Origin of the sequence: Bacillus sp. PDNC022 (assembly GCF_016919285.1) — a bacterium.
Classification (GTDB): Bacteria; Bacillota; Bacilli; order Bacillales; family Bacillaceae; genus Bacillus; species Bacillus safensis.
The window spans coordinates 2079510-2104886 of the sequence record NZ_CP070345.1 but is presented as its reverse complement, the minus strand read 5'-3'; the positions used below and the strand labels follow the sequence as shown (position 1 = coordinate 2104886).

Sequence of the window (25377 nt, the reverse complement as noted above, 5' to 3'; positions counted from 1 at the left end):
ATATGAACCAAGATTTCTGCTCCTTTGTACTGGAAAAGGACAAGGTCTAAAGCGATGAGAGACACTGCACATCCATTTCCTTCTGCGGGAGCACACAGGCAGAGGGAGTGCGTACACATATTCATCACTCTATCACTGCGCTATGGGAGTCGATTGGGTGCAGTGATGAATAGGGGGGAGACAAATGAACAAGTTTGTAGATGAACTACAATCAATGATTCATCATTTTACCTTTCAAGAAAAACACTATTTGCTCGTGGGGCCTGTAAATTTGCCAATTTCCATTCAACATGAAGAAGTGCCATTTAAGTGGTATGCCTTCGCACCTGTTGAACGGGATACAAAACCAACGATCGAATCGATTGTCCAAATGAGTACCGCGCAGCAAACCTTTTCCTCTTGTCTCTTATTTGGCGACTTTGAAAATGAACGGCCGCCGCTTGTGCGAATCCATAGTGTCTGCCAAACAGGCGATGTGTTTGGGTCACTGAAATGTGACTGTGGTCCACAGCTTGCATTATCGCTGAAGAAAATCACCGATTACGGAAAAGGCATGCTGGTGTATATGGCCAATCAAGAAGGGCGGTCTATTGGGCTGATGGCAAAAGCATTGACGTATAAATTACAGGAAATGCAACTGGATACTTTTGAAGCCAACCGCCTGATCGGCTGCGGGGATGATGATCGGCATTATGAGGAAGCAGCAGCTGTTTTGCACTATTTAAACAAAGGGAAACCATTGCACTTACTAACGAATAATCCAGATAAAGTCGATTCTATTGCAGCTTACGGTCTTCCTGTTTTGCGGTTTGATCATACGGTCGAAGCCTCTCTCTACAATGAAGCCTATTTAAAAGCAAAAGCAGCCTCAGGGCATATGGTCGATGAGAAGAAATTAATTAATCAATAGACGAGTATATTGAAAGAAGGCGGGAGAAAAGCGTGAAACCTGATATCAATTGGATTCAAATCCCAAGCGGCTATGCAACGATTGGAAGTAATGAAGAAGATATGAAAAAGGCATCAGAATTCTGGAAGGACAAGCTGCTCAATCCAACCTACGGCCGTGAGAAAAAATTTCAAAAATGGCTGTACAAAGAATTTCCATCCTATCAGCCGTATATCAACGAATTTTTTATCTCAGATACGGTCGTCAGCAATGAATTGTATCAAAGCTATTGTGATGAAACAGGACAGACATACCCAGAGAGTTTAACGAACGAAGAGCTTGGCGGGGGAAAAGATCATCCAGCTTGGGGCATGGATATTGAGGAAGCTTTCTCGTTCTGTCAGTGGCTGAGCGGGAAACTTGGGATTGATGTTTCGATTCCTACTGAAGAAGAATGGGAGTATGCTGCCCGGGGAAACACGAGAAATCAATACCCGTGGGGAGATGAGTTTGATCCTTCTTACTGCAATACGCACGAATCAAATATTGAAAAAACGACGCCGGTCCGTCATTACGAAAAGGGCCGATCCTTATTTGGTCTTTATGATATGGGGGGCAATGTCGAGGAATGGGTCAACACCAAATATCACGTATATGAAGGCGGCATCGAGGTCGTCGATGATTTAACGGAAACACTCGGAAGTGATTACTACATTTTAAAAGGCGGCTCCTTCGCAAGAGGCGGAGATTTATGCAGAGTCGCAAGAAGACACGGGAAGCACCCAGATCCCGTTTTTCGATTTACTGGTTTTCGTTTAGTGACTCGTCAAAAACAACATATAAAGGTGGGAGTGTAAAACCATGCATAGAGGACCAATTACATCTGTTTTATCAACTCAGCACGATCAAATTGTTTACACTGGCGGCTATGACCGCTGTATTTATCAGTGGAACCGGGCGACGGGAGAAGGAACGTTTATTGGCAGTCACGAGCATATCATTAATTCTTTATCTCTTTCTGAAAACGGAAAGTATTTAGCGAGTGCATCGTCAGATTATACGATTCAATTGTATGATACAGGCACACATACCCGAATCCGCACGTTGTTTGGTCATGCAGATGATGTAGAAGCCGTTGCTTTTGCAAAGCAGGATACTTTGCTTGTATCCGTGTCCAGAGATAGAAGATGCTTAGTGTGGGATATCGAAACGGGTGCTATTTTAAGAGAATTCCATGGCCATAGCAAAGATGTATTAGCTGTATGGATACATGGTGATAAAGCTTATACAACAGGTGATGATGGATATGTCCTTGTATGGCTGTATGAGACAGGAGAAATTGTAGGGGAAATCGGCCCGTTTGATTATGAGCTGGATACGATCAGCGGCAGCAATCAAAAAGAAGTATTCGCACTTGGCAGAGATGATGGCACCGTTATTATTTACGATGCAGCTACTTTACAGGAGAAGAAAATTATCAAAGCCCATTTACAGGGCGTCAAGCGTGTGAATTTTTCTCCAAGCGGCAATTACTTGCTGACTGCAGGCTACGACCATTTAATTAAGCTGTGGAATTATGAAACAGGTGATTTAGTCGATACACTGCTGCCTCATAAATATCAGTGGGAGCGCTCGCTTGTCTGGACAGAAGATGAGAAGTCAATACTAGGAGCCAGCTTTGGAAAAACATATTGTGAATGGTCGATCGAAAAGGGCAAAGTCATATCAGATGAGATCGAAATGGCGACACCATCTATCAATGATATTGCGCTGACTGATGCGGGGGATATTATTACCGCATCTGATGATGGAAAATTCAGAAAAAATGGGATTGAAATCGCCAAATCGACGGGCGTTTTAACAAATGGAGTAGCTGTTGCACGGGATGGAAGCTATTATGCGTGGGGAGACCATGCAAGTCAGGTGCATATTGTTCATGAATCATTACAGCAAATGGTTTCGTTTGACCTCAACACAGGCCCGGTCAACAGCGTGTATTTCCATGAGGAGGATCGTCAATTTTATATTGGCACTTATGGCGGATATGTCCATGTCATTTCGACAGAACACTTAAAGGAAATCGGCCGTTCCAAAGCACACGATTGTGCGGTCAAAGCGTTAAAGGTAGAAGGAGATCATATCATCACAGCAGCAGTTGAAGGAACCATCTGTCTTTTAGATAAAAAGAGTTTGTCTTTAAAAGCGGAATACATCGGTGCGACAGAGCTGTTAAATGATGTCTTTATTGATAGTAAACGAGACCGTATCGCCATTGTCAGCCGTGACAAGAATGTGAGATTGTTTGATTTGCATACAGGAAGAATATTAGACCAGCATAACGAGCACCAGTATTCGATCAAATCGGTCACAGTCACAGACTCTGGCTATATTGTAAGCGGTGATTATTGGGGCTATATCGTTGTGTGGAATCCAGAGCTGAATGTCAACACCGGCCCAATTAGAATTGCCCAAAATGGGATTAGTGCCATCAGACAATTAGGCAATGATGTATATGCAAGTTCATATGACGGCGGAATTTATCACGTTCGAGAAGATGGGACGCATACCGAAGTATTACGCTTATTTGAACAATTTCCGAAAGAAGTAATCTCTCATTAAGAAAAAGAATGTAAGCGGGGGATTCTCATGATAAGTGTTTGCAAGGAACATATGAAAAAAGGTCTGTCTGTACTCAATTGTCCGCATGTGCTCCTCATTAATAAATATGAATGTCGCAAATGCTGTTTTTGTAAACAACGAGCATCTTATAAACTTTTTTATTCCTTGCCTTACTATGATCGATCTGAAAAGAAACGGATGGAAAAAATATAGAACATGAGAATAGAACTCCTTCATTTCCTGAAGGAGTTCTTTCCCTTGAAAGAGAGGAAAGGAGACTTACATGAAAGACGATGTTTTTTATATGAAGCTAGCGATTGCCAACGCAAAAGCGATGAAAGGGCAAACTTCGCCAAATCCGCTTGTCGGAGCAGTGATAGTCAAAAAAGGTGAGATCGTTGGAATTGGTGCTCACATGAAGGCGGGCGAACCTCATGCTGAAATTCATGCGCTGCAAATGGCAGGAGAAAAGGCGAAGGGAGCTCATCTATATGTGACGCTCGAACCTTGTTCGCATCATGGAAAAACAGGTCCTTGCTCAGAAGCCATTATAAAGAGCGGGGTGAAACGTGTGGTCATTGCCACTCATGACCCAAATCCACTTGTAGCAGGTAAAGGGGTCACGATGTTGAAACAAGCAGGGATAGAAGTAGAAGAAGGGATATGTAAGCGGGAAGCGGACAGCTTAAATCTTCCTTTTTTTCATTCCATACAATCAGACCTTCCTTATGTCATATTAAAAACAGCCATTTCATTAGACGGGAAAATTGCAACAGCTCATCAAGAAAGCAAATGGATTACAGGAACAGAAGCGAGGAATGAAGTGCAGCAATTACGTCAAGAAGCAGATGCTGTCATAACAGGCGTCGAAACCATTATTCAAGATGATGCAGGTCTTATTGTAAAAGATTCAATCGTGACACAGCCCATTCGTGTCATTTTAGATTCCACCTTAAGGATTCCTCTTCATGCGAAATGTTTAAATGATCATATGGTAGAAACCATTATTTGCACCTCAAATAAGTACGATCAAAAAAAATATCAACAACTGATGCAAAAAGGACATCAAGTATTTGTCACAAGCGGAGAAAATCGGACAGATCTTCAAGCGGTATTACGTATGCTGAAAAAGCGTTCTGTGATGTCGGTGCTTGTAGAGGCGGGAGGGAGTGTGAGCGCATCCTTTTTAGAAGCATCACTTGTGAACGAAGTCATTATTTATATGGCACCGTTACTAATTGGAGGGAAAGATGCACCTACTTTCTTTGAAGGAGAAGGTATGAAAACATTAAAAGAAGCCATCCGGCCGGTAGATATGGATTATAGTATGGTAGGAAAAGATTTAAAAATGACGATGAGACTTTAATGAAAGAAGGACCTTGTGCAAGAAAGTGCAAGGTCTTTTTGATTATTTTAAAAAATAAAAGTGTACATACACCTTTCCAAGTCATGATGAATACGATGGATGGGGGTGATTCCATGAAAAGATGTAGACAATGCGGAAAAACATATCCAACTCATTCGACAGACCACTACCAAAAAGGAAGCTGGTATGATGCGTATAAGGATGATGGCTGGGAATGTGATAGTTGTAAGAAAGGGAAATCAGAAAAACCAAGGAAACCAGTGAAAAATCCTTGCTGCGGAAAAGATCCTTGTGTTTGTGTGATTCAAGGTCCGCCAGGCGGGAGAGGAAGAAGAGGCCCAGCGGGTCCGGCGGGTGCAGTGGGTCCAGCGGGTCCGGCAGGTCCAGCAGGTCCAATTGGTCCAACAGGCGTAGGTTTAACAGGCATCTTGGCATTTGATCCAGCAGTAGCTCCAACCTACCCAGTAGGGCAAGTGGTGACATACGATGGCAGTACGTATGTGGTCAATTCAGCACCGCCATTAGGTACACCGGATACGTCGGCAGATTATACATTATTAGCAGCAGCGGGGGAAACAGGTACAGGACCAACAGGTGTCACAGGAGATCCAGGTCCAACTGGAGCCACAGGAGCCACCGGCGTGGGTTTAACTGGAGTCGTACCGTATGATGCTGCAGCGGCGACAGGATATCCATTGGGGCAAGTGGTGACATATGATGGTGGAACGTATCTTGTGAATACAGCATCACCAACAGGTACACCAGATACATCACCAGATTATACGTTATTAGCCGCCGCAGGCGCGACAGGCGTAACAGGTGCTACCGGCACGGGTGCAACTGGAGAAACGGGAGCCACCGGCGCAACAGGAGTCACGGGAGCGACGGGGGGAATTGGTCCAACCGGAGCCACCGGCGTCACAGGAGCAACAGGAGAAATTGGCCCAACCGGAGCCACCGGTGTCACGGGAGCGACGGGGGAAATTGGCCCAACCGGAGCTACTGGCACAGGAGAAACGGGAGCCACCGGGGCAACAGGAGTTACCGGGGCAACGGGAGCTACCGGTGTCACAGGGGTAACTGGTGATACAGGTGCAACAGGGATCACAGGAGCGACAGGAGTCGGCTTAGCCGGAGTCACAGCATTTGATCCAGCGGCAGCCCCGACGTATCCAGTAGGTCAAGTGGTCACGTATGAAGGTGGAACCTATATCGTGAACACAGCACCGCCAACAGGTACACCAGATACGTCACCAGATTATACGTTATTAGCAGCCGCAGGCGCGACAGGCGTTACAGGTGCAACCGGTACAGGAGCGACGGGAGCAACAGGCGTTACAGGACTAACGGGGGAAATTGGTCCAACCGGAGCCACCGGCGTCACAGGAGCAACAGGAGAAATTGGTCCAACCGGAGCCACCGGCGTCACGGGAGCGACAGGAGTCGGCTTAGCCGGAGTCACAGCATTTGACCCAGCGGCAGCCCCAACGTATCCAGTAGGTCAAGTGGTCACGTATGAAGGTGGAACCTATATTGTGAACACGGCACCGCCAACAGGTACACCAGATACGTCACCAGATTATACGTTATTAGCAGCCGCAGGCGCGACAGGTGTCACGGGAGCAACTGGGGTAACTGGGGCAACCGGAGGTACAGGAGCTACCGGTGTGACCGGCGCCACTGGGGTCGGTTTAGGTGGAGCAGTAGCATTTGATCCAGCGGCAGCCCCGACGTATCCAGTAGGTCAAGTGGTCACGTATGAAGGTGGAACCTATATCGTGAATACAGCACCACCAACAGGCACACCAGATACGTCACCAGATTATACGTTATTAGCAGCCGCAGGCGCGACTGGCGTTACGGGTGCAACCGGTACAGGAGCAACGGGGGAAACAGGCGTTACCGGAGCAACAGGAGTCACAGGAGCGACCGGTGCAACTGGATTAACCGGAGCAACAGGAGAAACAGGCGTGACCGGAGCAACAGGAGTCACAGGAGTGACCGGAGCAACTGGATTAACCGGAGCCACGGGAGAAACAGGTGTTACCGGAGCAACTGGATTAACCGGAGCAACAGGAGTCACAGGAGCGACCGGTGCAACTGGATTAACCGGAGCCACGGGAGAAACAGGTGTTACCGGAGCAACAGGAGTCACAGGAGCGACCGGTGCAACTGGATTAACCGGAGCCACAGGAGAAACAGGAGTGACCGGAGCAACTGGATTAACCGGAGCCACGGGAGAAACAGGAGTGACCGGAGCAACAGGAGTGACAGGAGCGACCGGTGCAACTGGATTAACCGGAGCCACGGGAGAAACAGGAGTGACCGGAGCCACGGGAGAAACAGGAGTGACCGGAGCAACAGGAGTCACAGGAGCGACCGGTGCAACTGGATTAACCGGAGCCACGGGAGAAACAGGAGTGACCGGAGCAACTGGTGTAACGGGAGTTACGGGTACCGGAGCAACTGGTGCAACAGGAGATACGGGGGCTACCGGCGTCACCGGAGCAACTGGTGCAACAGGAGTAACCGGAGCCACCGGAGTCACAGGTACAGGAGCCACAGGCGCTACAGGTCCAACAGGATCGAGTGCGATCATTCCGTTTGCTTCAGGTTCACCTGCTGTCCTGACAACAATTGCAGGTGGTCTCGTTGGAACATCCAGCTTGATCGGATTTGGTAACTCAGCGACAGGTGTCAGTATTTTAGGCGGAATCATTGATTTAACAGGTGCTGCAGGAACTTTACTCAACATGGCGTTCTCAGTTCCAAGAGCTGGAACAATCACGTCATTTGCAGGTTATTTCAGCACAACAGCAGCTCTTTCTTTAATCGGCACGAGTATTACCGTAACGGCTAGTCTATTCGCTTCACCAACACCAAATAATAGTTTCACTCAAGTAGCGAGTGTCACATTAGCCCCAGCTTTAACCGGTGTTTTAACGCTGGGTGCGATTGCAAACGGTATTGCAACTGGTCTAAATGTACCAGTTACACCGGAAACACGATTGCTTGTTGTATTCTCCGCATCAGCTACAGGTCTATCCTTAGTGAATACCGTAGCAGGCTATGCGAGTGCTGGTTTATCGATCACGTAATAGGCATACAGGGACGACTCGATTTTGAGTCGTCTTTTTCTTTGAAAGAATTTTCTCTTAACTTAGTAAGAAAAAATGATATCATTTTCTTAGAGTCTATTCGGATGAATCTACTGAATTAGGGGTTGTAGCGGTGAGAATGGGCAAAAGGAAAGTCACTTTACAAACGAAAATTTTGGGGTTAATTATCGGGCTTTTGCTTGTTGTCATTGCATTATTAACTATTTGTTTTGGTTTTTTGCAGACATCAGAAAGGCAGGGGCAAGCTGAACAGCTGGCGGTGCAGACCGCTAGAACGATATCATATATGCCGCCCATTAAAGCATCGGTGGCTCTATCAGCGTCCCAAAATGAAGAACAGGCAGTGCTTGAGCAAATGAAGGAGCAAGTAAGAGCACATGCCATCTTCATTTCCAATCGAAAAGGAAAGGTCCTTGTTCATACGAACCATGAGGACGTAGGAAAAACCATCAGTGTATCGGAAGGAAGAAGTACCCTCTTATTTGGAGGAACTTCCATATCAACTGATGATTCTAATGGTGAAACCGTTGTCAGAGGCAGTGCGCCCATTATGAAAGAAACAGAAGGGCATGAAGAAATTATCGGGACAGTCACCGTCGAATTTTTAAAAAAGGAAATTGATCAAGCGACAGCTCATCAGCTATTGAAGCTTAGCTATATTGCCCTTCTTGTGCTCTTGCCGGGCATATTCGGTGCAATTTTTTTAACGAAGAGTATTCGCAAAGATACATTAGGGCTGGAGCCGCATGAAATAGCTTCATTGTATCGAGAAAGAGAAGCGATGCTGCTCGCTATAAAAGAAGGGATCATTGCGTTTGACCAGAAAGGCGCGATTACGATGATGAATACATCAGCTGAGCACATGCTGCGCGTCTCATCAGAGCTGCCCCTCCATATTGATCAAGTCTTGCCAAATGCCAAACTTCTTCTCTATTTAAAGTCAGAGACGATTGAACCTAACATCGAAACCGTCGTCAATGATAAAACCTATGTCTTAAATGTGAAAAAAGTAATGCAGGACAATCGAGCATTTGGAGGGATTGTGAGCTTCAGGGAGAAAACAGAGCTGACGAAGCTGCTGGATACATTAACAGAGGTCAGCCAATATTCAGAAGACCTGAGGGCACAAACACATGAATTCTCAAATAAGCTGTACGCCATCTTAGGCCTGCTTGAGCTGAAGCAAGTCGATGAAGCCATCGACTTAATTAAAGAAGAATATCACCTGCAAAACCGTCAGCACGATTTACTCATGAAGCAGATTCGGTCTCCTAAAATACAAGCCATCTTACTTGGCAAGTTAGGGAAAGCATCTGAGAAGAAAGTCCAATTTCACATTGATGAAAATAGCTCACTTGAGCCGCTCCCAGCTCATTTAATTCTATCTCACTTTATCACCATCATTGGCAATCTCGTCGATAATGCTTTTGAAGCTGTATTAAATAAGGAGAAGCGCGAGGTTGACCTGTTCATCACAGATATTGGGTTTGATATTATCATAGAAGTGTCAGATTCAGGTGATGGAGTGAATGAAGAGGAATTGTCACAGATTTTCACAAGAGGTCATTCGTCAAAGGGAGAAGGACGAGGTTATGGGCTTGCGAATGTGAAAGAAGTATTGGACGAGCTTGGGGGCTGGATTGAAGTTGCGAACCAAAAAGAAGGCGGTGCCATCTTCACTGTATACATACCGAAAGGCACAAAGGGGGAATAGATGGTGATTAAGGTACTCATTGCGGAGGATGATTTTCGAATCGCTGCCATTCATGAATCTTATATACAAAAGATAGAAGGATTTAAGGTCGCTGGAAAGGCAAAGAGTGCAAAGGATATGTGGGAGGCGCTCCAAAGGGAACAAGTCGATCTCATTTTGCTTGATGTGTATATGCCTGATGAACTCGGCACAAACTTGCTGCCGCTTTTAAGAGAACGCTGTCCGGAAGTAGATGTGATCATAATCACGGCTGCAACAGAAACAACGCTTTTAAGAGATGCGCTTCATTACGGAGTGGTTCATTATTTAATCAAACCGGTGACCGCACAAAAGTTTGCACAAGTCTTAACCGAATATAAAGAGAAGAAAGACATCATCAATTCAAAGGATGAAGTCAATCAAACGATGATCGATCTGTTTTTTGGACAGATGCAGGAAGAGCCAAAACAAAGGGATGACAGAGATCTCCCCACAGGCATCAATTCACTGACCTTGGATAAAGTGAAAACATTGATGGCATCAGAGAATAGCGGGATTACAGCAGAAGAACTCGGGGAAAAAATGGGGGCATCACGTACAACTGCAAGACGGTACGTAGAGTATCTCGTCACAACAGGGGAATGCCGGGCAGAGCTTGCATACGGAATCATTGGCAGACCTGAACGGAAATATTATCCTGCTAAACAAGCGGAGTCATAAAAGATGAAAAAAGGAATATTTTTTGTGATCGTGCTCTGCCTTTGTATGACGCTCACCTTTAATGAAAAAAAGGCCGGTAATTCTTTCCTGCAGCAAAACTCCTTATATATTGTGGTGTCGGGTGTACCTGAGGGAGGATTTGACCAAACGGCTCAGGTGATGAAATCAGTGCTTGAACAAGAGAAGCTGGTGAAACGGCCTGTGAACATTCTTTATCAAAGAGGCGGAACGGTGGATAAAGGGTGGACATACATGATGGAGCGGGAAGCCAACTATATCAGTTTAAATTCAAGCTTATTGTTAAGCCGTAATTTGCTTGGCAGCAGTAACGTGACGATGAATGATGTGACACCGCTGGCAATCCTTGCAGAAGAGTGGCAGGTCGTCGCAGTCCCAGTGGATTCTCCTTTTTCAAATGGGAAAGAGCTGTTACACGCACTCAAGAAAAAACCAGATTCCTTAAAAATTGGGTTTGCCCCTGACTTTGGAAATGATGATCAAATCTCCTTCGCCCGTGCAGCAGAAATGGCAGGGATTGATCCATATCGCATTCAATTTTTGAAATTTGACAGTGCAGATGATTTATTTCAGGCGCTCATTAACCATGAGGTGGATGCAGCAACGACTACCATTACAGAGGTTCGTCATGATTATGAAAAAAAGAGGCTGAGGCTCGTAGCGACGACAACCAGCCAGCGCTTAGATGGATTTGAAGATGTGCCGACATGGAAAGAGCAGGGCATTCCGCTCATCTTTTCCCATTGGCGCGGTGTGATGGGCCCAAAACAAATGAGTCAGCATGACATTCGTGAATGGGATCAGCTTCTTCAAAAAATGACGAAAACGAAGTCTTGGAAAAAGCGATTAAAGCAAAAGGGCTGGACAAGTCGTTATATGAACAGCAAAGAGGCAAAGATCTTTATGGAAGATCAATTAAGGCAATATGAGCAATTGATACAAGGAGAACAAGCGGTCGAATAAGACCGCTTTTTTTCATGTAATCAAAAAGCCTAGTGGTTGAACAAAATGAACAAAAAGCATTTATCGACCGAAAAAGAATTAAAATTCATAATATTTACTTCAATTCTCACCTCAGATATGATGACAAAAAGGGTTGGAAATGGGATACCAACACATTAATGAAAGCGTATACAACATAAGGGGTGAACAATATGTTAGCGATCTTAGGATTTCTTATGATGATTGTATTTATGGTTTTGATTATGACGAAACGTATGTCTGTTTTAACGGCATTGGTGTTAACACCGATTGCATTTGCTCTTATTGCAGGTTTTCATTTTACTGAAATTTCAGACATGATTGTCAAAGGCGTGCAGCAAGTCGCACCAACAGCGGTCATGATCATGTTTGCGATTTTGTACTTTGGCATTATGATTGATGCGGGTTTATTTGATCCAATGGTGGCGAAAATTTTAAAAATCGTTAAAGGCGATCCATTAAAAATCGTGGTCGGAACAGCTGTCCTGACGATGCTTGTTGCTCTTGATGGTGACGGAACAACAACGTATATGATTACAACAACAGCGATGCTTCCACTATTTACGCTGCTTGGCATCCGTCCAATTATTTTAGCGGGTATTGCCGGGGTTGGCATGGGAATTATGAATACAATCCCATGGGGAGGAGCTACACCTAGAGCGGCGAGTGCACTTGGCGTCGATCCTTCACTTTTATTTGGCCCGATGATTCCGGTCATTGGTGCAGGGGTTCTCAGTATGATTATTGTTGCTTATTTTCTTGGAAAAGCTGAAAGAAAACGTCTCGGTGTGATTGAACTTGACCAGCCGATTCATGCAAATGAAATGGCAGCGGCACTGCAAGATGACATCAAACGGCCGAAGCTTTGGTGGTTTAACCTAGCGCTGACTTTGTTATTGGTGCTGCTGCTTGTATCAGGTAAAGTCAGCTTAACTGTTCTATTTGTTCTTGCTTTCTGTGTGGCGATTATCGTCAACTATCCGAACTTGGACCAGCAGCGTGAGCGAATTGCGGCTCACTCAACAAACGTTTTAGCCATTGCTTCGATGATTTTTGCGGCAGGTGTTTTTACAGGTATTCTAACTGGAACGAAAATGGTCGATGAAATGGCGATTTCGATTGTATCTGCAATTCCAGAGCAGCTTGGCGGCTTTATTCCAGTCATTGTCGCATTAACAAGCGGGATCTTTACTTTCTTTATGCCGAATGATGCATACTTTTATGGCGTACTGCCAATCCTATCAGAAACAGCGGCAGCATACGGTGTCGATAAAATTGAGATTGCCAGAGCCTCTATTATTGGACAGCCGATTCATATGTTAAGTCCACTTGTTCCATCGACTCATTTACTTGTTGGACTTGTTGGCGTATCACTGGATCAGCATCAGAAATTTGGGATGAAATGGGCTGTGCTGGCAGTCGTCGCTATGACTGTCGTGGCGGTACTCATTGGGGCCATTTCCATCTGGTAAATAAAAAAGTGTCTGCTGTGAGCAGGCACTTTTTTTAGGTCATATTGCCGGGCAAGCTCCATTCATTTGCCCTAGACAAAGATATGCCTGTTCCTCCAAAAGATTTATTTTTGAAAAATACTGACACTTTTGCTGTTTTTTTCTTTATAATGCAAATCAACGAAGGGAGAGGATAGCATGTCCAAACGAAAAGGCACGATTCTTTTTGCTGCTGTATGTCTCATAGCAGGAATTTTGTCGATGGTGAGCCCAGCTTCAGCTCATGCAGAAACCCCTTATTATGGAAAGAGTTATGAACAGCCGGCTTCAGTGAAAAAGCTATACCCTGAGCCTGGCGAGACATTTGATACCCCTGCCTTTCAGAAAAAAGGAGAAGCATTTACGACACAAGAAGAGCTTCAAGCTTTCTTAAAAGACATTGTCCGCAAAAGCCCATATGCCACGCAGAAACAGATTGGAACATCCATTGAAGGCAGGTCCATTCCGGCCCTGTACTTTACAAAGGATCGCTCTATCACTCCACTTTCAAAAAAGCCAACAATCTGGCTCCAAGCACAAATACACGGAAATGAACCAGCCTCCGGTGAATCTGCTCTCGTCATTGCAAAACGATTAGCAGGTGAAGAAGGAGAGCATATACTCAATCATGTCAATATCATCATTGTCCCAAGAATTAATCCTGATGGTTCTTATGCGTTTGACCGCCGACTTGCAAACGGATTAGACGGAAACCGTGATCATATGACATTAGAATCTCCAGAACTGACAGCCCTGCATCAAGAATTTAATCGGTATGTGCCAGAGGTAGTTATTGATGCCCATGAATACGATGTGGGTCAAAAGCAGTTTGAAAATATCGGTTCATCAGGCGCTCTCAAATATCATGATTTGCTTATTCTTTCAGGGAAGAATTTAAACATTCCTGAAAGCATCCGGCTGACATCAAATGAGTTATACGTTAACGGAGTTCGTGAAACGCTGACGAATAAAGGGTTTTCTAACGATTTGTATTATACAAATACAAGAGGAAAGGATGGAAAGATTGACATCTATGAAGGTGGAACGGATGCGCGAATTGGCCGTAATGCCCTTGCGCTTTCGCCAGCCCTGTCATTTCTTGTAGAAAGCAGAGGGATTGGGATTGGAAGAGAGGATTTTGCCCGCCGTGTTGCTGCACAAGTAGCCACCCATGAAAAAATCATTGAAACTACAGTGAAACATGCCAAGCAGGTGAAGCAGCAAATGGTGACGGAGCGGCTGAAGCTGGTCAAAAAAGGACTGCAGCCAAATGATGATGATCAAGTGGTCATTCAAGATGATTTCCAAGCACCTGTCAAAGACTCGCTGGAAATGGTTGATATTGAGAAAGGACAAACGACTCAAGTTCCTGTACGCTTTCACAGTGCGAGCGATGCTGTTCCTGTCTTAACAAGAGAACGGCCGACAGCTTATCTCATTCTTCCTGGGCATGAAGGAGTAGAAAAGAAACTCAGAACATTAGGATTAAAAAGTGTCACATTGCCGGCTGGCATGAAAGTGCCGGTACAAGCCTATCAGGTGACAAAGCGAGAGGAAAAGAGCAAAACAGATATTCAGCTTGAAACAAAACTCGTTGACAAGAAACGCCAGCTGCCAAAAGGAACAAAGGTATATGTCACGGCACAGCCGCAAACCAATTTGCTGTCACTTGCCCTTGAACCAGAATCAAAGGACAGCTATATGTCATCAGGGTTTATTGCTTCAAAAGCAGGTGATGAACTGCCAGTCTATCGTTTCGTGCTTCCTCAAAAGACGCTCGGCATTCAATAAAAAAGGACTAAAATTGTTTTAATCCTTTGTCTTCTTTTCAGCGTGATAGAAAACCTTTGCAGCCCTAGGAAGGACGAGTACCTGAGCGGAGCGAATTGTACATTCGTGAGCACCGGCACGCAGACCTGACAACGAATGCGAGGGTTTGTCTACACGCTGAAAGCGGCACTTGGCGTGCCGCTTTTTTTATTTTCGTCCAGCTCTTATTTCATCTGTCATGCCTTCATATGGTGCTTCTGCGATAATGGTTTCGTCATTCACACCTGCATGATGGATATACGTAATGTCCGCAAATTCTGGGACAACATATTTCGGATAGGTTTCGTATTTTTCACGAGATTCTTTCATGAGATCGATGTAGTCATTTTGATAGCAAACGGTGATATCTGGACGTTCATGCACCCATTTCGGGAAGAAGATGACGCCATGCATGCGTTTTTCTTCAGGCATAAAGTTCAGAGAGACGTCTGTCCCAGTTGGTTCTGTCCAAGAGACTTTGTATACGCCTTTTGTCAGCTTCACAATATTTACTTCTTGATCACGGACCCATCGGCCTCCGACCATTCCGCTATGAATGCGGTAATCAATGGTGTGATCGTTTTTAATGTAAATCTCATATTCCCAGCCATTTTCATACGTATAAATCATATGAAGTCCAACGAATTGATCCATGTTTATTCCTTCTTTCATTAGAATGATGTTTTTTCAAACATGTTGTGATTTACATGTTTATTTTAAAGTCTATGGTATACTATTGTCAAAGAATAAGCGTTGGAGGCCCATCATGAGAGTACTAAAATATGCCATTCTTGGCTTGCTTGATCAGCGTGAGCTGACGGGATACGATATCACGAAACATTTTAAGGATTCCCTTGGACAGTTTTGGAGTGCGAAGCACAGTCAGATTTACCCTGAACTGAAGCGTCTTACAGAGGAAGGGTTTATTGAATTTGATATTCACATACAAGGAAAAAAGCTGGAGAAGAAGGTCTATCAAATCACAGCGGCAGGAAAAGAAGAATTGCGTCAGTGGTTAAGAACAAAAGATCCGATTCCAGAAACAACAAAGGATGAATTCATGCTCAAAACCTTTTTCATCTCCTCCATGGACAAAAAAGAAGCGGCTGACCTATTTGCATATCAACTGCTAGAGCGCACTAAGAAAGTAGACATACTGGAACAGAAGCTGCACGCTTTGACAGAGGAAGACCCTTCTGCTGAATCACTGCATTCAGCTCAATTTGGGCATTACTTAGTGCTGACAAGAGCAATTGAAAGAGAAAAAGGCTATGTCAGCTGGCTCCAAAAGACCCTTAAACGTATTGATTCATCTATGGCCTAAGGACAATGGTCGGATGATATGATAAAAAATGGTTTGAAACGAGTGAATTTATTAATAGAAACCGCTACAATGGATATATTCGTATTAAAGTGAGGCGAGTATGTTTGAGTAATCAAGAAGCGTTGTGGAATGAAGCAGAAGCTTTTATTTCTGTATGCTATGAAGAATTAAATAAGTCAAATGAAGAGAAAGCAGCACGTCTGCATGAAATAAAAAGAGAAATTGAGTCTGAAGGTATTTATACGCATACACTAGAGGAATTAGCTCACGGGGCGAAAATGGCTTGGCGCAACAGTAACCGCTGCATTGGCCGTTTGTTTTGGTCGACCTTGCACGTGCATGACTGCCGGCATGTAAAGACAGAAGATGAGGTGAAAGAGGCGCTCTTTCATCATATTGAGTATGCGACAAATGGCGGGAAAATCAAACCGTCCATTACGATCTTTCCCCCAGAGAATAACAGGCAGAAGGAAGTCGTCATTTATAATCATCAGCTCATTCGTTATGCAGGCTATGAGACGGAATATGGCATCATCGGCGACGAGGCATCTCTTGAATTAACAAAGTTATGTGAAGCCCATGGCTGGAAAGGGGAGGGCACACATTTTGATATTCTGCCTCTCATGTTTCAGCTAAAGGATCAGCCGCCTGTTCTGTATGAGCTTCCGAAAGAAATCGTCCAAGAGGTAGAGATCACCCATCCTGAATATGATGGATTCCGAGATTTAGGACTGAAATGGTATGCAGTTCCGATTATTGCTGATATGAAATTAGAGATTGGCGGTATTCATTACAACGCTGCACCGTTCAATGGCTGGTATATGGGCACAGAAATTGGTGCCCGCAACCTAGCGGATGAAAACCGCTACAATATGCTGAAAAAAGTCGCTTCTCTTTTAGGACTGGATACAACCAAGAATTCGTCCCTTTGGAAGGATAAAGCCATTGTCGAATTGAATGTGGCGGTTCTCCATTCTTATCGCGAAGCAGGGGTAACCATTGTCGATCACCATACAGCAGCACATCAATTCAAGCAGTTTGAAAAGCAGGAAGAGAAGGCTGACCGCAAGCTGACTGGGGACTGGACATGGCTGATTCCGCCAGTATCACCAGCTGCTACCCACATATTCCACAAGCATTACGACAATACCATTGTGAAACCAAACTATTTTTATCAAGACAAGCCCTATCACAGGACAGAAAAAGCCTAACGAGAGCTATATGTAATGCCATAAAAAGATGTCTTTTATCATATTACACGTGTCCTCTAATATGGTATTGAACATTTAAATTGATTAAAACAAAAGGGATAGATATCTATCCCTTTTTATTTATGATGACCACAAAAGATCTCTTCCTTACTACAACAATGGGCGAAAGTTTGCGCTCTCGCATTCCACTTCTTGATGACTTTCTCACCCTGGGGTTGTTTATCCTTTTGCATTCCCTGCCAAGTTTGACCCCATGAGGACCATTCCTTGATATTAACAGTTGTTATAACATTCAACTCCAATTTTTATTTTTTTGTTTTAATTGCTTGTACTCGGTTCATCCAATTGCTCAGAATTTCTGAGTCGCAGACTTATAAATACTAAGATCAATGCAATGACCGTTAGGAAAACCCCCAGCAACCGGAATCCTGTAAAGGTGAACGCACCTCCCATAATGATACCTGTCAACAGTGAAGATAAAATTGTTCCCAAGTATCTCGATGTATTAAATAGGCCAGATGCTACACCAGCAATTTCTTTTGGAGAGCTTTTAAACAAAGCTGCCTGCATACCAACAGCATTTAGCCCGTTGCTAAAACCGAATGCGGCTAACGCCAGGCACACACTGATGACTGGTGAACTTTGCGTCCATGTCACGATCCACACTGCCCCTACTACCATCAGTAATGAGGATACAATCAATGCAGGTCTGGGTCCTGATTTACCGACCCATTTCCCTGCTATTGGCGAAGCTGCAATCGAACTCAAGCCCAAAGTTAACATAAGAATCCCTGTCTGGAATTCACTGACATGACGTACCATTTGCAGGTATGATGGAATCCCAAAAAAGAGTGAATAATAAAGTAAGTTAACTAGCAAGTATTGTATATTGACCCAAGTCATCCCTGGATATTTGGCGAAGGTGCGTAAAGGAATAAATGGCGACACTGTTTTTAGCTCATGTCGTACGAATATTCCCACCGCAAAGAGCCCGATTAGCACAACAACGATATTCCACATAGAGAAATGCCCAGATGATTTAGCTGCCAGCAAGCCAACTAGAAGGGCAATAAGACCCACCGCAAAGAGCAGAATTCCTGGCACATCAATCACACCCAGTAATTTTCGAAACGACATGTCATGTGAAACCGTTGCTGCTGGACCATCATTAGGAATCATTTTCCAAGCTAATATAAAGCTCGCCACTACAAACGGGGTATTGACGATGAAGATCGCTGGCCAGTCCCACCATTGAATAAGTACTCCTCCGGCAAAAGGTCCTATAGCTGCCGCACCGGATAGGAAAATTGATAAACCTGCTAAAGCATCTGATTGCTTTTCTGTAATATGAATGCGTACTATAGCTGTTCCAACTGCAATCAGCATACTAGTTCCGATTGATTGTACGATTCTGAACACAATAAGCCATCCGAAATTTGGAGAAAACGGAGCCAAAATAGAAGAAACTAAGGATACAACAAGACCAGCCAGAAATATCTTCCTCCGGCCGAATAAATCACTAGCCTTCCCCATGACAGGTTGGGCGATAGCACTAGCGATATAAAATGAAAACACAATCCAGGAAACAGCAGTAAAATCAATGCTATACACATGTTGCAACCTAGCAATAGCAACAGAAATCATTGATGAATTTAAAGGGTTTAATAATATTCCTAGTCCAACGGATATCATTAACCATCTGCTACGAGAATTCATTTTTTCTCCCCCTTTAAATTTGTTACATTGATATCTTACTTGGAATTTTACATTTATTCCAACGCATTTAAAGTTATGATATCATTGACCAAAAGGAATGATTGGAGAGAAAATGAAATGGAACTCCTTCAACTACAATATTTTCTAGAGGTAGCTCGATTAGAGCATGTAACTGAAGCTGCACGAAGCCTCCACGTTACGCAATCGTCGCTAAGCAAAACGATTCAGCGTCTGGAAGAAGATTTAGGGGTACCTTTATTTGATCGCACAGGCAGGAAACTGCGATTAAATGAATTTGGCAACAAATTCATTCGTCGCGCGGAAAGGGCTTTGTTTGAGTTGGAACAGGGAAAACAGGAGATTAGCGATTTGTCTAGAGGAGAATCTGGCACACTAAAGCTTGCGGTAACCACAGCAAGCACTTTGCCTCAGATTATGCGAGAGTTTCGTAAAAAACGTCCTAATATACAATTTCATGTGCAAATGCTGACCACACTGGAAATGGTCACGCTTTTACATCGAGGCGAAGTCGATTTTTGCTTGTCGTCCTCTCCTTTTCAAGGTGAAGACATCGAATGTCAAGTAGTCTTTGTTGATCCCATTCTTGTAGCAGTTCCTAATGGGCATCGACTGGCAGACCGAACTAGCGTATGTTTAACAGAACTTAAGGATGAATGCTTTGTCGGTGTGAAAAGAGGATACGGCACTCGTGATTTAGTAGACTCTGTATGCAAATCGGCTGGAATTGACCTTAAATATGTGTATGAGGGCGATGAACCTACACGTTTAATCAGTCTTGTAGAAGCTGAAATTGGACTTGCCTTCATACCAAGCACAGCAAAAATATCATGGGAAAAGATTAAATATTTGCAAGTTGAGAATCATGAACTTGTACGTGATATCGCTTTATTATGGCATACAAGTCGATACATGACGCAAGCTTCATTGGAATTTCGCAAGGTAGTTCTAGACTATTTTGAGGCAATATCGAACCAGTCCAATTAATCTTATGCATGACTCGTACCGATTCGATGTTATACGAGGTCTAAGTCCCAACCAGCCTCAAACATATTTCTACAAGTAGGTGGTGAACAGTTACTTGACGGAATCAATGTCCCACGCCCCCGTACGTTCTAGCCTGGCTGCTGATAGATTAAATCTAAATAAAAAAGTTCAACCAGAAAGTTCTGGCTGAACTATATAATACGAACGCTCCGTTTAACTATCATGAATAGGAATAATGTTTACAAATAGCTAGGTTTTTTTATGATCTTATTCGAAAATCTTGATAATGAGCCAGCTCAGTGAGCGGCTCCATTTGCATGTCGGTGACTTTTGAAAAAGGACTTCCTTTACGGACAGTCTCTAAGAAATCAATCACTTTCTGCTGCTCACCCTCTACCTTTAACTCGACATGACCTTCATCTGTGTTGCGTACCCAGCCTTTCATTCCACGATTGACGGCTTCTCCCTGAACAAAATAACGAAAGCCGACTCCTTGTACACGTCCTTTTACAATGGCGTGATAATGAATCATGGTCATCACTCCTTTTTTCACATCGTACCATAGCCTGCATCTGATCTTCACGCATCGACTATGATTTGATTGTCAAACGATGTAAAATAAAAACCAGTAGACAACCAAAGGAGATGGCCATCGTGGGACAGAAGAGATATGCCATAGAAGGAATCCAAGTGGGACAACCTATCATTACCTATGCGAACGGAAAAGAAATCAAAACAGCCATCAACAAAAAGCGCATTCATGAGCCTGTGTATTTAAGTCAGGTCAATTTTGAAGGAGATGGACAAGGGGATTTGGTTCATCATGGGGGCTATGATAAAGCCGTCTGCGTCTTTCCGTATGATCATTATGCTCACTTTGAACAATTTTTAGGGGTCCCATTACAAGAAGCCGCCTTTGGCGAGAATGTAACAGTACGCCAGCTAGTTGAGACGAATGTGCGTATTGGCGATGTGTTTCAGCTTGGAGAAGCACTTGTTGAGGTGAGCCAGCCAAGACAGCCTTGTGTGAAATTATCTCTTAAGCATGGCAACATGAAGCTTGTAAAGGAAGTACAGAAAACAGGATATACAGGCTTTTATTTACGTGTACTGAAAGAAGGTATGGTGCCGCCTGATGCAGCGCTTGTATTAGTAGAAAAAGCATCCCATCAGATTACGGTCCATGAGGTCAATGAAGTCAAATATCGTCAAACAAGTCCAGAGAGACTAAAAGCTGTTCTTGAAGTAGATGCTTTAGCAGATGTGGTGAGGAAGTCTTTAGAAAAACGAATTCAGCACATTTAAAAAAAGCCGTACATCATCTTAAGATGTACGGCTTTTCAGCGCTTATGAGCTGCGTTTCTTTTGCTCAAGAAGATTTGCAAGGAAATATGTTTTTAAGCTTTGAAGCTTTCTTCCTTCATGCTTGGTCACACCAAGCTTCTTTAATTCTTCGACATACCAGCCTTTGCTACCATAATGCATGATAGAAAACTCCTTTCAATTGAAGCTGCCTGCATTGTAACATCTCAAAAAAGGACGTGAAAAGTGTGCAGGTATCAAGAAATGAAAACTGATTCTATCTGCCTATGATCCATGTATATGCTGGAAATATTGATTTATGAATTTGGCGGGTTGAGGGTAACGAGGATCATGCCGACCGTCATAATCATGATGATAACACCAAGATAGGTCATCATGGATTGTTTTTTCTTAATCCCTACAACCGTTAAGATAATACTTTCGATGAAAAAGATAACACCTATGATGATGAACCACATATCAAATAAGACCCCTTTCGCATATCTTTGCCTATTTTACCACAGGCATTTTTGTTTAGTCGTGACAGATTCGTGAAACGGGCATGAAAAAATCCCCTCCAGTGAAGAAGGGGACCTGCTTGCTTACAGCTTTGTTAAAATAATCGGTTCGTCTTTTGTGATCACAATCGTATGTTCGATCTGTGCGACTAGACTTTTATCTGGTGTTTTAAATGTCCAGCCATCATCAGCTTGATAAATTGATTCAGCATTTGTTGAAATGAAAGGTTCAAAGGCAATGACTGTGCCATTTTTAAACAAAGCGTTATCGAATGGATCATAGTAGTTCAAAATATGGTTAGGTTCTTCATGCAGATTTTTCCCAATACCGTGTCCTGTTAGGTTTTTAATAACGGTAAATCCTTGTTCTTTCGCCGTATTGTAGACCGCACGGCCAATTTGGTTTTGTCTTTTACCGGCTTTTGCATGCTTTAATCCTTCAAGGAACGCATCTTCTGCACACTTACATAATGCTTCAAGACGAGCATCACCTGTTCCTAAAACAAATGAAATGCCTGTATCGGAATAATATCCGTCAAGCTCTGCTGAGATATCAATGTTCACGAGGTCGCCCTCTTGTAAAATGGTTTTTTCACTAGGGATACCGTGAGCAACTTCATCGTTTACACTGATACAAGTGGTACCAGGGAAGTCATATTCCTTTTCAGGTGCTGAATTGGCACCGTGCTCTTCTAATATTTTTTTCCCAATCAAATCTAATTCTTTTGTAGACATGCCTGGTTTCGCTTGGCTTTTCATTTCTTCTCTTGCCAAAGCGACAATTCGGCCGACTTTTTTTAAGGCTTCTAACTCATGATCATGTTTGACAATCACTGTTCATTCCCGCTTTCTATATCTTCATTCTATTCAATAGCTTACCACATTTTACGCAAAAAGAGTAAAGAGCGGAATTCAAATCGATGTGGACAAATTGGTATAGATAACTAGACGTGCATATGATATATTTTTTATGAACATCATGAACGATTTAGTCATGATGATGACAAAGGGGGAGAAGTCAGATGGTGTTTCAGTTTTTTCAAAAGCTAGGAAAATCATTTATGCTTCCAATCGCTGTACTTCCAGCAGCAGGGATTATTTTGGCCATTGGGCGTGAGGATGTATTCAATATCCCGTTTATTTATGAGGCAGGGAATGCAATCTTTGCGAACTTGGCTTTAATTTTTGCAATGGGTGTAGCGATTGGTATTTCAAAGGATGGGAACGGGGCAGCGGCATTATCAGGTGCGATTTCTTATTTTATTTTGTCAGCCGGTACAACGTCGATCAATTCGACCAACAATATGGGGGTATTGGGCGGTATTTTATGCGGGCTTTTGGCAGGTTATGTTTACAATAAATTTAAGGATACGAAACTGCCGGAATACTTAGGTTTCTTTAGCGGAAGGCGGCTTGTGCCTATTATGACGGCACTTTTCACCATTCTATTAGCAGCCGTTTTCGGATATGTATGGCCGCCGATTCAAAGTGTAATCAATGATTTAGGAGAATGGATTTTAAGCCTTGGTGCAACAGGTGCAGGGCTGTTTGGTTTCTTTAACCGATTGCTTATTCCATTGGGACTTCATCATGTATTAAATAATTTATTTTGGTTTCAATTTGGTGAATTCAACGGGGTAACAGGGGATTTAGCGCGATTCTTTAAAGGAGATCCAAGCGCGGGTGTCTTTATGACCGGATTCTTCCCAGTGATGATGTTTGGTCTGCCAGCGGCATGTCTAGCCATGGTGGTAACTGCAAAACCTGAGAAACGAAAAGCAACAGCTGGTCTGATGATTGGGATGGCGCTTACATCATTTATAACAGGGATCACTGAACCAATTGAATTTTCTTTTATGTTTTTATCTCCACTTTTATATGGTGTCCATGCTATTTTGACGGGACTTTCGCTTTTTATTGTGAATACCCTTGGGATTCATAGCGGTTTTGCCTTTTCAGCAGGTGCGATTGATTACGTCTTAAGCTTCGGCATTGCGCAAAAGCCGATCTTGCTTCTTGTAGTAGGAATCATTTATGGCGTCGTGTACTTTGTCGTTTTCTATTTCCTCATTAAGCTATTAAAGCTGAAAACACCAGGCAGGGAAGATGATGACATGGAAGATATCGCAGCAGATGATGCGGTGACGGCAGGAGGAGCGAGTATGCTCTTAGAGGGACTTGGCGGCAAAGACAACATCACCACGATCGATCATTGTGCCACACGTCTTCGCTTAACAGTAGAGGATACAAATTTATTAAATGAAGGTACATTGAAAAAAGCAGGTGCCAAAGGGGTGCTGACTTCTGGAAAAACATCCGTACAAATTATTATTGGAACGAATGTAGAATTTGTCGCAGATGATCTCCGTAAGGAAGTCGATCGAGATTAAAAAAAACGTTCAGCCAGGTCAAATGGGCTGAACGTTTTTTTGTTTACGCTGTTCGATCACTAGCACAATACTGATCACAACGAGTAAGAACCATGAGCTAATTTTCCCTAGATGAACAATGGACCAAGCATGCTGCTGATTTGGATATTGCCAGGCGCCTAAAAAGGTGGTGACATTTTCGGCCACCCAAATAAAAAAGCCAATCAGGAGAAATGAAACAACAAGCGGCATTCGAAAGGAAGATGGACCAACCCGAAACGAAACCGATGTTTTCCGAAACACAACAACAAGCAGACATGTCAGCCACCATCTGACATCATAGAGCCAGTGATGCGTAAAGAAATTGAGATAAATGCACAAACTGATGCCAATTGAAAGAAATGGATGAGGCCAGTCGGCCACTTTTACATGAAGTCGTGAAAATGCCTGATAAATATAACTAGCCACACTTGCATACATAAAGCCGCTATAAAGTGGAACCCCAAATATTTTTGTATAAGCTTCTTCTGGATAGGACCAAGAGCCCATATGTACTTTATACACTTCTAAACAGATTCCTATGAGATGAAATAGACAAATGACCTTTAGCTCCGCCCAAGTCTCCAGCCGCAGCGTCAGCATCAGGATCTGAGCCACAAGACAAAGCAGTAAAATGAAATCATACCGGTGAAGAAAAGGAATAGACACCGTCTTTGATAGGGCAAGCGCCGCAAAGATCATGACGGGGAATAGACATGAGATGGCCTGTAAATAAGCAAAATGAAATAGTGTTTTCATACAAAATTAAACCCCTTTTCACTGTCTGAAATGACTTAGACGGTTTCAGCAAGGGAAAAGTTTACCTCTATGAAGCAGAAAGAACAAGATAAGATGAATTCTGGTGGTGACCTGTTCAGTTTTGACTCAGCTCAAAGAACACCCTCTTAATAGAGGGCGTTTTTATAAAGTTTAATCAAAAATACCTCATAAACCCTTATTTTACGATAAATTAGAAGAATTCATTTTGAAAAAAGTTTGATCATTTTCTACCTTTGATCTTAAATAATAGCGCCCTTTAATGGAATAACTGGAATATGGGCTTAGTCCTAAAATTACTCATAGCTTGTTGAACTATCGGTACTCGTTTGTTTAATAATGAATTTAATTAATTTATAGTAATCAACCATGGCGACTTTAAAAGCATTATCAATCTCATTTTTCCTTAAAA

General features: G+C 43.3%; 22 protein-coding genes. 15 read left to right on the top strand and 7 right to left on the bottom strand.

Translation table 11 applies throughout. The features are described from left to right. The first annotated feature begins 184 nt into the window (after positions 1-184). The 10 genes from JVX94_RS10925 to JVX94_RS10880 all read left to right on the top strand — a co-directional run bounded on the left by JVX94_RS10925 (position 185) and on the right by JVX94_RS10880 (position 14686). On the top strand, positions 185-910 hold the full coding sequence (locus tag JVX94_RS10925) for a GTP cyclohydrolase II (RefSeq protein WP_034282729.1): 726 nt from the start codon (positions 185-187) through the stop codon (positions 908-910). Between the two features lie 32 nt (positions 911-942). Then, the gene (locus JVX94_RS10920; protein WP_095407944.1) at positions 943-1746 is read left to right on the top strand and encodes a formylglycine-generating enzyme family protein; all 804 of its coding nucleotides are present in this window, start codon (positions 943-945) and stop codon (positions 1744-1746) included. A gap of 4 nt (positions 1747-1750) precedes the next feature. Further along, positions 1751-3508 carry a WD40 repeat domain-containing protein gene (locus tag JVX94_RS10915; protein WP_144472493.1) on the top strand — a complete coding sequence of 586 codons (1758 nt, stop codon included), beginning with the start codon at positions 1751-1753 and terminating at the stop codon, positions 3506-3508. A gap of 283 nt (positions 3509-3791) precedes the next feature. Further along, positions 3792-4874, top strand: coding sequence for a bifunctional diaminohydroxyphosphoribosylaminopyrimidine deaminase/5-amino-6-(5-phosphoribosylamino)uracil reductase RibD (gene ribD, locus JVX94_RS10910; RefSeq protein ID WP_205183060.1), 1083 nt, complete (start codon positions 3792-3794; stop codon positions 4872-4874). Between the two features lie 113 nt (positions 4875-4987). Next, on the top strand, positions 4988-7972 hold the full coding sequence (locus JVX94_RS10905; protein WP_240193754.1) for an exosporium glycoprotein BclB-related protein: 2985 nt from the start codon (positions 4988-4990) through the stop codon (positions 7970-7972). 139 nt (positions 7973-8111) lie between these two features. Beyond that, positions 8112-9707 carry a sensor histidine kinase gene (locus tag JVX94_RS10900; protein WP_197198148.1) on the top strand — a complete coding sequence of 532 codons (1596 nt, stop codon included), beginning with the start codon at positions 8112-8114 and terminating at the stop codon, positions 9705-9707. 3 nt (positions 9708-9710) lie between these two features. Beyond that, the gene (locus JVX94_RS10895) at positions 9711-10406 is read left to right on the top strand and encodes a response regulator (protein ID WP_025092679.1); all 696 of its coding nucleotides are present in this window, start codon (positions 9711-9713) and stop codon (positions 10404-10406) included. Positions 10407-10409: 3 nt separating this feature from the next. Next, the gene (locus tag JVX94_RS10890; RefSeq protein WP_205183057.1) at positions 10410-11387 is read left to right on the top strand and encodes a tripartite tricarboxylate transporter substrate-binding protein; all 978 of its coding nucleotides are present in this window, start codon (positions 10410-10412) and stop codon (positions 11385-11387) included. A 191-nt stretch (positions 11388-11578) separates the two neighbouring features. Next, positions 11579-12877, top strand: a complete 1299-nt coding sequence (gene citM, locus JVX94_RS10885) for an Mg(2+)/citrate complex secondary transporter CitM (protein WP_024426631.1) — start codon at positions 11579-11581, stop codon at positions 12875-12877. A gap of 177 nt (positions 12878-13054) precedes the next feature. Then, a complete protein-coding gene (locus JVX94_RS10880) occupies positions 13055-14686 on the top strand; it encodes a M14 family metallopeptidase (protein WP_205183055.1) in 1632 nt (543 codons plus the stop codon). Between the two features lie 186 nt (positions 14687-14872). On the opposite strand, the gene JVX94_RS10875 is transcribed toward JVX94_RS10880, so the two are convergent. Further along, positions 14873-15358 (bottom strand): phenolic acid decarboxylase, encoded by a 486-nt coding sequence (locus JVX94_RS10875; RefSeq protein ID WP_008341777.1) that lies wholly within the window; start codon positions 15356-15358, stop codon positions 14873-14875. 112 nt (positions 15359-15470) lie between these two features. Here JVX94_RS10875 and JVX94_RS10870 point away from each other — a divergent pair, with 112 nt between their 5' ends. Together JVX94_RS10870 and JVX94_RS10865 are read left to right on the top strand one after the other, a co-directional pair. Beyond that, the gene (locus JVX94_RS10870; RefSeq protein ID WP_205183053.1) at positions 15471-16028 is read left to right on the top strand and encodes a PadR family transcriptional regulator; all 558 of its coding nucleotides are present in this window, start codon (positions 15471-15473) and stop codon (positions 16026-16028) included. A 104-nt stretch (positions 16029-16132) separates the two neighbouring features. Then, complete coding sequence (locus tag JVX94_RS10865) at positions 16133-17239, top strand: nitric oxide synthase oxygenase (protein WP_205183051.1); 1107 nt, start codon at positions 16133-16135, stop codon at positions 17237-17239. Positions 17240-17557: 318 nt separating this feature from the next. Here JVX94_RS10865 and JVX94_RS10860 read toward each other — a convergent pair whose 3' ends face one another. Further along, the gene (locus JVX94_RS10860; RefSeq protein ID WP_205183049.1) at positions 17558-18955 is read right to left on the bottom strand and encodes an MFS transporter; all 1398 of its coding nucleotides are present in this window, start codon (positions 18953-18955) and stop codon (positions 17558-17560) included. A 117-nt stretch (positions 18956-19072) separates the two neighbouring features. On the opposite strand from JVX94_RS10860, the gene JVX94_RS10855 reads away from it, so the two are divergent. Then, positions 19073-19960 carry a LysR family transcriptional regulator gene (locus tag JVX94_RS10855; RefSeq protein WP_203129431.1) on the top strand — a complete coding sequence of 296 codons (888 nt, stop codon included), beginning with the start codon at positions 19073-19075 and terminating at the stop codon, positions 19958-19960. 259 nt (positions 19961-20219) lie between these two features. Here JVX94_RS10855 and JVX94_RS10850 read toward each other — a convergent pair whose 3' ends face one another. Then, on the bottom strand, positions 20220-20492 hold the full coding sequence (locus tag JVX94_RS10850; protein ID WP_024426625.1) for an acylphosphatase: 273 nt from the start codon (positions 20490-20492) through the stop codon (positions 20220-20222). Positions 20493-20614: 122 nt separating this feature from the next. On the opposite strand from JVX94_RS10850, the gene JVX94_RS10845 reads away from it, so the two are divergent. Continuing rightward, positions 20615-21265 carry an MOSC domain-containing protein gene (locus tag JVX94_RS10845; RefSeq protein WP_205183047.1) on the top strand — a complete coding sequence of 217 codons (651 nt, stop codon included), beginning with the start codon at positions 20615-20617 and terminating at the stop codon, positions 21263-21265. A 42-nt stretch (positions 21266-21307) separates the two neighbouring features. Here JVX94_RS10845 and JVX94_RS10840 read toward each other — a convergent pair whose 3' ends face one another. The 3 genes from JVX94_RS10840 to map all read right to left on the bottom strand — a co-directional run bounded on the left by JVX94_RS10840 (position 21308) and on the right by map (position 22614). Continuing rightward, positions 21308-21445, bottom strand: a complete 138-nt coding sequence (locus tag JVX94_RS10840) for a YflJ family protein (RefSeq protein ID WP_064497716.1) — start codon at positions 21443-21445, stop codon at positions 21308-21310. A 134-nt stretch (positions 21446-21579) separates the two neighbouring features. Then, positions 21580-21741, bottom strand: a complete 162-nt coding sequence (locus JVX94_RS10835) for a hypothetical protein (RefSeq protein WP_087976421.1) — start codon at positions 21739-21741, stop codon at positions 21580-21582. Positions 21742-21864: 123 nt separating this feature from the next. Continuing rightward, positions 21865-22614, bottom strand: coding sequence for a type I methionyl aminopeptidase (map, locus tag JVX94_RS10830; RefSeq protein ID WP_111291791.1), 750 nt, complete (start codon positions 22612-22614; stop codon positions 21865-21867). A 188-nt stretch (positions 22615-22802) separates the two neighbouring features. Between map and nagE the strand changes: the two genes are divergently transcribed. Next, positions 22803-24170: an N-acetylglucosamine-specific PTS transporter subunit IIBC gene (nagE, locus tag JVX94_RS10825; RefSeq protein WP_481748182.1), complete on the top strand. Its 1368-nt coding sequence runs from the start codon at positions 22803-22805 to the stop codon at positions 24168-24170. 18 nt (positions 24171-24188) lie between these two features. On the opposite strand, the gene JVX94_RS10820 is transcribed toward nagE, so the two are convergent. After that, positions 24189-24947, bottom strand: a complete 759-nt coding sequence (locus JVX94_RS10820) for a DUF817 domain-containing protein (protein WP_095407959.1) — start codon at positions 24945-24947, stop codon at positions 24189-24191. Positions 24948-25377 lie beyond the last annotated feature (430 nt).